The following is a 2500-nucleotide window of genomic DNA, read 5'->3' as shown; positions in this document are numbered from 1 at the left end:
ACTCACGCCTGTTGAAAAAGTCGGAGATGACCTGTGGCTAGGGGTGAAAGGCCAATCAAATCAGGAAATAGCTGGTTCTCCGCGAAAGCTATTTAGGTAGCGCGTCGCGTATTGCTCCGGGGGGTAGAGCACTGGATGGGCTAGGGGGGCGCGAGCCTTACCAAACCTAACCAAACTCCGAATACCCGGAAGCAGAGCGCGGCAGACAGACGGTGGGTGCTAAGGTCCATCGTCGAGAGGGAAACAGCCCAGACCGCCAGCTAAGGTCCCCAAATCACGGCTAAGTGGGAAAGGATGTGGGAAGGCCATGACAACCAGGAGGTTGGCTTAGAAGCAGCCATCCTTTAAAGAAAGCGTAATAGCTCACTGGTCTAGTTAAGCCGGCCTGCGCCGAAAATGTATCGGGGCTCAAGCCGTGTACCGAAGCTGCGGGTGTGATCTCTGATCACGCGGTAGCGGAGCGTTCCGTAAGCCTGCGAAGGGTGGCCGCGAGGTCGCCTGGAGGTATCGGAAGTGAGAATGCTGACATGAGTAGCGACAAAGAGTGTGAGAAACACTCTCGCCGAAAGTCCAAGGGTTCCTGCGCAAGGTTAATCCACGCAGGGTGAGCCGGCCCCTAAGGCGAGGCCGAAAGGCGTAGTCGATGGGAACCACGTTAATATTCGTGGGCCAGCGGGTGAGTGACGGATGGGAAAGCGTGTACGATCTTATCGGATTGATCGTGCTGTGGACCTGTTCCAGGAAATAGCCCCCGCATCAGACCGTACCCCAAACCGACACAGGTGGACAGGTAGAGTATACCCAGGCGCTTGAGAGAATGGTGTTGAAGGAACTCGGCAAATTGCCCTCGTAACTTCGGAAGAAGAGGGCCCCGTTCTGGCGCAAGCCAGGGCGGGGGGCACAGACCAGGGGGTAGCGACTGTTTACTAAAAACACAGGGCTCTGCGAAGCCACACAAGGCGACGTATAGGGTCTGACGCCTGCCCGGTGCCGGAAGGTTAAGAGGAGGGGTGCAAGCTCTGAATTGAAGCCCCGGTAAACGGCGGCCGTAACTATAACGGTCCTAAGGTAGCGAAATTCCTTGTCGGGTAAGTTCCGACCTGCACGAATGGCGTAACGACTTCCCCGCTGTCTCCAACACCAACTCAGCGAAATTGAACTCTCCGTGAAGATGCGGAGTTCCCGCGGTCAGACGGAAAGACCCCGTGCACCTTTACTACAGCTTTGCAGTGGTGCTAGGGATCTCATGTGTAGGATAGGTGGGAGGCTTGGAAGCATGGGCGCCAGCTCGTGTGGAGCCAACCTTGAAATACCACCCTTGAGATCTCTGGCATCTAACCGCGGCCCGTTACCCGGGTCCGGGACCCTGCATGGCGGGTAGTTTGACTGGGGCGGTCGCCTCCCAAAGTGTAACGGAGGCGCGCGATGGTGGGCTCAGAGCGGTCGGAAATCGCTCGACGAGTGCAATGGCATAAGCCCGCCTGACTGCAAGACTGACAAGTCGAGCAGAGACGAAAGTCGGCCATAGTGATCCGGTGGCTCCACGTGGACGGGCCATCGCTCAACGGATAAAAGGTACGCCGGGGATAACAGGCTGATGACTCCCAAGAGTCCATATCGACGGAGTCGTTTGGCACCTCGATGTCGGCTCATCACATCCTGGGGCTGGAGCAGGTCCCAAGGGTTCGGCTGTTCGCCGATTAAAGTGGTACGTGAGCTGGGTTTAGAACGTCGTGAGACAGTTCGGTCCCTATCTGCCGTGGGTGTAGGAGTTTTGCGAGGATCTGTCCCTAGTACGAGAGGACCGGGATGGACATACCTCTGGTGCACCGGTTGTCACGCCAGTGGCATGGCCGGGTAGCTAAGTATGGACGGGATAACCGCTGAAAGCATCTAAGCGGGAAACCCACCTCTAAACCAGAGCTCCCTTGAGAGCCGTGACAGACCATCACGTCGATAGGAGGCATGTGGACCGGCGGCAACGCCTGAAGCTAAGCCTTACTAATCGCTCGATCGGCTTGATCTCAACCCCACAGACCGCGCCATGCGCAGCAGCAAGCCTGCTTGACGCAAGCCAGCGCCGGTTCGATGATGACCTCGGGTCACTTGCACACGCGATTGCGGACGCCGCTCCCCCGGACAAACGGGAAGTGGCGCCGGTTGGAGGAGCGGAGCGTCGGTCTTGTGCCTTGGTGACCTGGTGGTCATGGCGAGGTGCCAAACACCCGATCCCATCCCGAACTCGGCCGTGAAAAGCCTCAGCGCCGATGGTACTGCGTCTTAAGACGTGGGAGAGTAGGTCGCCGCCAGGTCACTCAGGCACAAGAGACACTCCAAACCCCAACCAAAACACGCCATCGCGCGTCATCTTCACCCGTCCGGCCCAGAGCCGACACCGGTCCACCGGCCGGCACAAGACGACCAGCATCCAAGACATCCGCGGGGTGGAGCAGCCCGGTAGCTCGTCAGGCTCATAACCTGAAGGCCGCAGGTTCAAATC

2 rRNA genes (1 of these 2 cut by a window edge) are annotated in these 2500 nt (G+C 58.4%); both read left to right on the top strand.

What is annotated here, in order from left to right:
* Positions 1–2026, top strand: a 23S ribosomal RNA gene (locus TSO352_RS01515) (it extends 719 nt beyond the left edge of the window).
* A gap of 170 nt (positions 2027–2196) precedes the next feature.
* A 5S ribosomal RNA gene (gene rrf / locus TSO352_RS01510) occupies positions 2197–2312 on the top strand.
* The last annotated feature ends 188 nt before the right edge of the window (positions 2313–2500 follow it).

It is taken from the genome of Azospirillum sp. TSO35-2 (genome assembly GCF_003116095.1).
GTDB lineage: Bacteria > Pseudomonadota > Alphaproteobacteria > Azospirillales > Azospirillaceae > Azospirillum.
Note: the sequence above shows the minus strand (reverse complement) of the source record. Positions and strands in the feature narration are given on the sequence as shown.